Origin of the sequence: Corynebacterium tuberculostearicum (assembly GCF_022347235.1) — a bacterium.
In the GTDB taxonomy this organism is placed as follows: domain Bacteria; phylum Actinomycetota; class Actinomycetes; order Mycobacteriales; family Mycobacteriaceae; genus Corynebacterium; species Corynebacterium tuberculostearicum_F.
In genome coordinates, this window is sequence record NZ_JAKRDX010000036.1 from 1 (window position 1) to 6525 (window position 6525).

General features: G+C 67.7%; 7 protein-coding genes and 1 riboswitch. Of the genes, 2 read left to right on the forward strand and 5 right to left on the reverse strand.

Annotated elements, in window-relative coordinates:
* Window positions 1-378: 378 nt before the first annotated feature.
* Entirely contained in the window at window positions 379-693 is a 315-nt protein-coding gene (locus tag MHK09_RS11455; RefSeq protein WP_250413600.1) for a DMT family transporter, read from the reverse strand.
* An 8-nt stretch (window positions 694-701) separates the two neighbouring features.
* Window positions 702-767: riboswitch (guanidine-III (ykkC-III) riboswitch) on the reverse strand.
* 31 nt (window positions 768-798) lie between these two features.
* Here MHK09_RS11455 and MHK09_RS11460 point away from each other — a divergent pair.
* The gene (locus MHK09_RS11460; protein WP_250413601.1) at window positions 799-1647 is read left to right on the forward strand and encodes an NAD(P)-dependent oxidoreductase; all 849 of its coding nucleotides are present in this window, start codon (window positions 799-801) and stop codon (window positions 1645-1647) included.
* A gap of 116 nt (window positions 1648-1763) precedes the next feature.
* Window positions 1764-2801 (forward strand): HNH endonuclease signature motif containing protein, encoded by a 1038-nt coding sequence (locus MHK09_RS11465; protein ID WP_250413602.1) that lies wholly within the window; start codon window positions 1764-1766, stop codon window positions 2799-2801.
* Between the two features lie 54 nt (window positions 2802-2855).
* Here MHK09_RS11465 and MHK09_RS11470 read toward each other — a convergent pair whose 3' ends face one another.
* The 4 genes from MHK09_RS11470 to MHK09_RS11485 all read right to left on the reverse strand — a co-directional run.
* A complete protein-coding gene (locus MHK09_RS11470; protein WP_250413603.1) occupies window positions 2856-4235 on the reverse strand; it encodes a protoporphyrinogen oxidase in 1380 nt (459 codons plus the stop codon).
* The gene (gene hemE, locus MHK09_RS11475) at window positions 4236-5270 is read right to left on the reverse strand and encodes a uroporphyrinogen decarboxylase (protein ID WP_250413604.1); all 1035 of its coding nucleotides are present in this window, start codon (window positions 5268-5270) and stop codon (window positions 4236-4238) included.
* Window positions 5271-5307: 37 nt separating this feature from the next.
* Window positions 5308-5799: a tellurium resistance protein TerC gene (locus MHK09_RS11480; RefSeq protein ID WP_250413605.1), complete on the reverse strand. Its 492-nt coding sequence runs from the start codon at window positions 5797-5799 to the stop codon at window positions 5308-5310.
* The coding region (locus MHK09_RS11485) for an EMC3/TMCO1 family protein (protein ID WP_250413606.1) at window positions 5796-6525 on the reverse strand (730 nt) is incomplete at its 5' end. The genes MHK09_RS11485 and MHK09_RS11480, both read right to left, overlap by 4 nt.

Below are 6525 nucleotides of genomic sequence, written 5' to 3' on the forward strand. Positions count from 1 at the left end.
ATGGGGAAGGCCGCTCGCCCCGCGCGACCTGCCTCGGGAGGACGCCCCGGTTCCCTCGCCGCCGACCGAGCGGCCTTCCCCATCGCCCGCGGCGCCGGCGCCTGAGTCTGCGCCTGGTTCGCGTCCTGCCCCGGCTCCCGCGCCCCAGCAGCGGCCCGCGCCAGCGCCCGCACCGGCACCCCGCCCGCAACCAGCGGCGCCGGCCCCACGCCCACCTGCGCGGGACAAAAGCGGCCTGCCGAACCTCAATATTCCGCCGCACGAAGTCCGCGGGCGCATCGAGGACGCGGTGCCTGATATGCCGGCAGTGCCCGCTATGCCTGCGCCCGCACCGCCACCTGCGCCGCCGCTGCCGCCTGCGCCGCGGATTCCGGGCCTCTAGCTCACCGCTTTCAGCCCCACGATGCCGCCGATGATCATGGCGAGGAAAAACACCTTCCACACCGTGGCGGCCTCGTGTCCGGCCGCGAAGGAATAAATAACCGCCACCGATGCGCCAACGCCCGCCCACACCGCATAGGCCGTGCCTACCGGGATGCTGCGCATCGCCCACGCCAGCCCGCCCATGGAAATCGCGCAGGCCACGAGGAAAATAAGCGAGGGCCACAAACGCGTAAAACCTGCGGACTTATCCAACGCCGCCGCCCACACGGCCTCGAATGCGCCGGAGAAAATCAAGATGAACCACGCCATAACTGCTTCCTGGCCGTCTTGTCGCGTTGCCGGGTACGGCTCCCTCGTCCGGGGCTCGCGCAAGACGCGGCGAACCTGCACCCAATGATGGCACACTGGGAAACCATGAGGATTGCATTTCTTGGAACTGGCCGCATGGGAACCGAACTAGCCCGCCGCCTGCTCAATGAGCAAGACGGCATCGAATTGACCGTCTGGAACCGCACCGCCGAGCGCGCCCAGCCGCTGGTGGAGGAAGGCGCCGAGCTTGCCGCCTCGCCCACCGAGGCCGTAGTGAACGCCGAGGTCATCATCACCTCGCTCTTCGGGCCTGACGATGTCCGCGAGGTCGTCGTCGAGCCGCAGCTCATCCCCGCCGGCGTGACGTGGATCGATACCACCACCGTCTCGCCCAACGATGCCCGCGAGTTCGCCGCCGCCGTGGACACCTACGTCCACGCCCCGGTCGTCGGCACGCTCGGCCCGGCCCGCGAGGGCAAGCTCGGCGTCTATGTAGGCACGCCTGACGACGCCCGCCGCGAGCAAGCCATGTCCCTCGCCGAGTCCTGGGCGGGCGAAGACAAGCTCATCGGAGTGGAGGCGGCGGCCACGGCGGCCATCGGAAAGCTGCTGGCCAACCTCGCGCTCGCCGTCACCGCCGAGGGACTGCTCGAAGCCCTGCAACTCGGCGAGTCCGAAGGCCTGGACTCCGAGGTAGTGCTGCAGATGCTCGATATCACCGGCCTGTCCTTTATCGCCAATATGAAGGCGCCGTTTATCACCGGCGAGCGCAATACCGACCCGGGCGATTTCACCGTCGACGCCCTAGCCAAGGACGCCAAGCTCATGGAGATGACCTCCACCAAGCCGCTGCCCGCCCTGACCGCCGCCATCGGCCGCTTCGAGGAAATGCAGGCCATGGGCCACGGTGATCAGGACTTCTCCTCTATCTTCGTTTTCCGCAATAAGGGCTAGTTATCCACAGGCCCGCCGGGCGTGCGGGCCGAAATTCGCCCTTTGGGCCCTAGTTATCCACAGGTTCGCGCGCTCGCCCTCGCACAGGTTGCGCGCCGTGGCTTAGGCTGCGGGGCATGACAGCTCTTCAGACCTATCTCGCGGCCCTGGCGCCCGGCATCGACATCGTTGCCGGGTGCGCTGGCATGTCTGAAGACCAGCTGCGCGCTGCCGGTGCGCCCAATAAGACGGCCCACACCTTGCTCACGCTTGCCGACGCCCTCTTTGCCCCCACCTCCTTTGCCCGCCTGCAGCGCCAGGCGGTTACCGCCGCCCGCGACCGCGCCCACCCACTGCCCACGCTGGAGGTTATCGAGCGCTACGCATCCCGCGCCAAGACCAAGCGCGACGCCTGGCGCCTGCGCGTGGAGCTGTGCCGCACCGCCGCCGATACCGATGAGATGGAAAAGCTGGCGCGCAAAAAGCTGCGCGAGCTCAATCCCCCGACCCCGCCGCGCCCCGGCGTGCGCATCCGCCGCCGCAAGGACGCGCCGTGGACCCTCGCGATTACCGGGCCCTCTTCGCTCATCGCGGATTTGGAATCCAGCCTGGATGAGGATGCTCCCCTTGATTCCGTTGCGGATCTCTTCTCTCCTTCCGGCGCCTCCCCGGCTGCCCGCCCGACCATTACGACCAACGCGATCATTACGCTTGACGAGCTCGACCGCATCATCGATGGCGACGGCGAGGAAATCACCATCCAGCTCACCAACGGTGCCCGCCTCACTGGCGCGGAACTCGTCTCGCGCACGCTGGCAGACCGCGGGCTTATCACCCTCGTTCACCCCTTCGAGGGCGCGGTCAACCTCTACCGCACGGAGCGCATGGCCAACGAGAAGCAGCGGCTCATGGCCGCCGCGGAAAATCCGGTATGCCCGTGGGCGGAATGCAACTATCCGGCGGATAAATGCCAGGTGCACCACTTGCAGGCGTGGCGGCACGGCGGCGATACCAATATGGCAAACCTGGCGACCTGTTGTCCGTACCACAACGGCGTCAACGACGATGACCCTAATGCCCCACCGGTGCGCGGGCGCCTCGTTCGGCGCCGAGGCCGCGTGGTGTGGCGGCCGCCCTGGGCTGACACCGCGACATCACCGCCACCGGCCCACTAGCCCCTAAACCGCCAGGCAGCAGGATGCCCTGCTGCCGCATTGGCATGCCCGCAGCTAGCGAGCGATGCGAGCCGCGGCAGCGCGGGCGTCCGCGATGACATTGGGTACGCCAACCCCGCCGGCCCAAGCGCCGGTGGCATCGATGCCCGGCGTCGCCGCGAGGGCACCGCGCGCACCGGCCACGGTTTCCAGGTGGCCGGCATCAAAGCGCGGCAGGCCGCCGAACCAGCGCTGGGTGAAAATCTCGGCAACGCCCGCGGCGCGGCCGTCGAAGCCGGTGAGGCGCTGAAGGTCATCGAGGGCGTAGTCGACGAGGTCGTCCTCCTCGGCGCGGACGATGGCGTCGTCGCCAAAGCGGCCGAAGGAGGCGCGCACCAAGGCACCACCGCGCTCGGCCAGGTGCGGCCACTTGCGCGAGGACAGCGTGAAGGCCTTGGCGTGCACGTCGTCTTGGTCGGTGGCCACGAGGATGCCGGAATTCTGCGGCAACGCGTTGCCGGCCGGGTCCGTGTCAGACTCGAACTTCAGGCCCACGACTGCCGACGCCGCCAGCTTCACGCTCTTCAGCCGCTCCGCCGCCCCCGGGGACACCTTGGGCAACAGGCGCGCTGCAGTCGGGGCCGGGGTGGCCACCAGCACGCGGTCGAAGGCGGCGGTGTCGCCGGGTGTGCCGGCCAGGCGGAATTTCTCGCCCTCGCGAGTGATGCCGGAGATGAAGGTATCGAGGTAGATCTTGGCGCGGGATTTATCGGCCAGCGCCTCGTAGAGTTCTGCGTAGCCGCCGCGGAAGGTCTGGAAGACGGGTCCGCCGCTGCTCGGCTTGGCCGCGCGGGCTTCTTCCAGCGAGCGGACCGCGGCCGAGAGGGTGACCGGGCCGCGCTCGGAGAGTGCGTCGAGCGTCTCGGCCAGCGCCGGGATGGTCGCGCGCACACCCAGGTCATCGGCCGAGCAGGAGTACACGCCGCCGAGGAGGGCGGAGATAACGTGGTCGACGAGGTCGTCGCCAAACTGCTGGCGCACCAGGCGGCCGACGGAGACGTCGCTGCCGGCCGTCCACTCGAAGGGCTCCTCGTTGTCGATGCGACGGGCGGTCTCGGCCGAAACCAGGTGTGCGACCGGCTCCGAGTGCGAAGGAATGCCCATCATCCCGCCGCGCGGCAGCGGCTTAAGCTCGCCGGAGTACACCAGCGAGTGCAGGCCGGAGGGCTCAACCAGGCTGTCGCCCAAGCCGAGGGATTCGATAAATTCGACGGCATCGTGGCGGCGGGCCAGGAAGGCCTCGGCGCCCATGTCGGTGGGGCCGTCATTAAACGGCACGGAGTACAGCTTGCCTCCGATACGGCCGGCGGCCTCGAAAACCTCAACGTCGTGGTCGCGCAGCTCGTAAGCGGCCGTCAAGCCCGCCAGGCCGGCACCAATAATCGCAATACGCATTTAGCCCTCCTCGTGGATGATGGATACGGCGCGGGTGATGGCCTCCGCGTCGGTAGTTGGCAAGACCCCGTGGCCGAGGTTCCAGATATGGCCGTCGATATCGCCGCGCTCGCGGGCCCGATCGACCTCGCCGCGGATGGTGCGCACGGCCTGGCGCACGGCGTCGTCGCCGGCGAAAAGCATGGCCGGGTCGAGGTTGCCCTGCAACACGCGGGCGCTTACGCGCTCGGCCGCGGCGTCCATGGGCACGCGATAATCGACGCCCATAACTTCCGACCCCGCCTCCGACATGGCCGGCAAGAGCTCGCCGGTGCCGACGCCGAAGTGGATGCGCGGGATTTTCACGCTGGCCAGGATTTCCCGGGAGTACGGCAGCACGAATTCGCGGTAGTCGCGCTCGTTGAGGTAGCCGGCCCAGGAATCGAAAAGCTGCATGGCGTCAATGCCGGCGTCGACCTGCACCTGCAGGAAGCGGGTGATGGTCGGCACCAGGCGGCGCATGAGCATGTGCCAGGTCTCCGGATCTGCGTGCATGAGGGCCTTAGTGCGCTCGTGGTTCTTGGATGGCCCGCCCTCAATGAGGTAGCTGGCCAGCGTGAACGGCGCGCCAACGAAGCCGATGAGTGCTTGGGTTTCGGTGAGCTCGGCCAGGATGCGGGCGATGCCCTCGGTGACCTCGGGGACGTCGGCTTCTAGCAGCGGCAGCTTGCCGACGTCCTCCCTACTCCGCACCGCCTGCTCCATCACCGGCCCACGGCCCGGCACAATATCGACCTTGACGCCCGCGGCTTTGAGCGGGACGACGATATCGGAGAACAAAATGGCGGCATCGACGTCGTGGCGGCGCACCGGCTGCAGGGTTATTTCTGCCAGCAGTTCCGGCATGAAGCAAGAATCAAGCATGCTAATCCCCTCGCGGGCGGCGCGGTACTCCGGCAACGAGCGGCCGGCCTGGCGCATGAACCAGACTGGAGGGCGGGAGGGGGTGCGGCCGAGGGCGGCGTCGATAAGCGGGGCACGATTGAGTCGAGACATGCCCCAATTATGAATCAAAAGTTGGAGTGGGGGCTAATTAGCCACGCAAGCTGCGGTCCTTGATGAAGCGGTTGGACTGCGGTTGGAAAAGCAGCGCGAGGGCGACGATCAGGGTGATGGGGATAATCAGCAACCCGAGCCCGCCGATGCCGAGCGCGAGGGCGGCGATATTGGTAAACAGCGCGAACGCGATGACCGCGGTGATGATGCGGCGCGCCCACTTGGACCCGCCGGCCAGCTGCGCTGCGAAGAGCGCAAGCAGGATGGCGCCGACGGAGTTGGTCACCGCGACAAACAGGCGATTGGAGTGGAGGTACTCCGCGACCTGCGCATTCTGCGGCTCCACCTGAGGCCCGCCCGAGCCGAAGATGCCCACCATGCCGCTGACCAGCATGATCACGGCACTGACGACGAGCACCCAATAGGCCCAGCGCAGCGGCCGCGGCCACGCGTCGAGGCTCTCCTTGGCGGAGGTGTTTCGGGCCGCGCGGTTATAGTCGCGGGGCCCGGGCCGCTCGGTATTATTCATCGCTTATCCTCCCGGTCAGTGCGGTCTGCGCGGTTGGTGCGGTCGGGGCGTTCGCGCTTGCCGACGTCGCGTTTGCCGCGCTGGTCGCCCTTGGAGCGCGTGCGCTCTTCCTCGGCGCGCTTCTTCTCGCGCTGCGCTTGCTCGAGTTCCTTTTCCAGCTCGCGCATCTGCTCGAGTTCGCCGGTGTAGTCCAAGGTCTCGGCCCGCACGGAGAAAATCAGGCCGAGCACCGCCGCGACGCCGACAAGGATCTGCACCATGCCGTCGGCGGCAAAGAGCCAATCGGGCACGTCCGCGCCGGCCGGAGTGACCATGAAGGTCAGCAGGATGCGGAATCCGAAGTAGATCGAAAAAGCGAACCACACGCGGCGCGAGGTGCCGGCCCGCTTGCTGCGGTTTGCAAGGGACCGCAACAGGAAGGCCAGCAGCACGATAATCGCAAGCGAAATGGCCGCCGAAAGAGCAACGGAGCCGTAGGCGGCGGTGCGGAGGAAGGCGTCGGAAAGCTGGGCTTCATCCACGCCGGCCGGTGCGGATTTGGCCATCTCCTTGGCCTGCGACATGAGTACGTCGTGGTTGAGCAGCGTGAGCACCACGTTGAGCACCTGGTGCACGGCCTCGCCGCATAGCGCGCCCAGCCACAGCCACAGCATGTACGTCACGGACTCCGGCCGCTGCTGCTTCCGCGGCGGGCGTTGCGCGCGAGGGGCAGGGGCGGGCGACGGG

Excerpts from the sequence above, each read along its gene's own strand:
- MHK09_RS11455 (WP_250413600.1), bottom strand. The coding sequence starts at position 693 with ATGGCGTGGTTCATCTTGATTTTCTCCGGCGCATTCGAGGCCGTGTGG.
- MHK09_RS11460 (WP_250413601.1), top strand. The coding sequence starts at position 799 with ATGAGGATTGCATTTCTTGGAACTGGCCGCATGGGAACCGAACTAGCC.
- MHK09_RS11465 (WP_250413602.1), top strand. The coding sequence starts at position 1,764 with ATGACAGCTCTTCAGACCTATCTCGCGGCCCTGGCGCCCGGCATCGAC.
- MHK09_RS11470 (WP_250413603.1), bottom strand. The coding sequence starts at position 4,235 with ATGCGTATTGCGATTATTGGTGCCGGCCTGGCGGGCTTGACGGCCGCT.
- hemE (WP_250413604.1), bottom strand. The coding sequence starts at position 5,270 with ATGTCTCGACTCAATCGTGCCCCGCTTATCGACGCCGCCCTCGGCCGC.
- MHK09_RS11480 (WP_250413605.1), bottom strand. The coding sequence starts at position 5,799 with ATGAATAATACCGAGCGGCCCGGGCCCCGCGACTATAACCGCGCGGCC.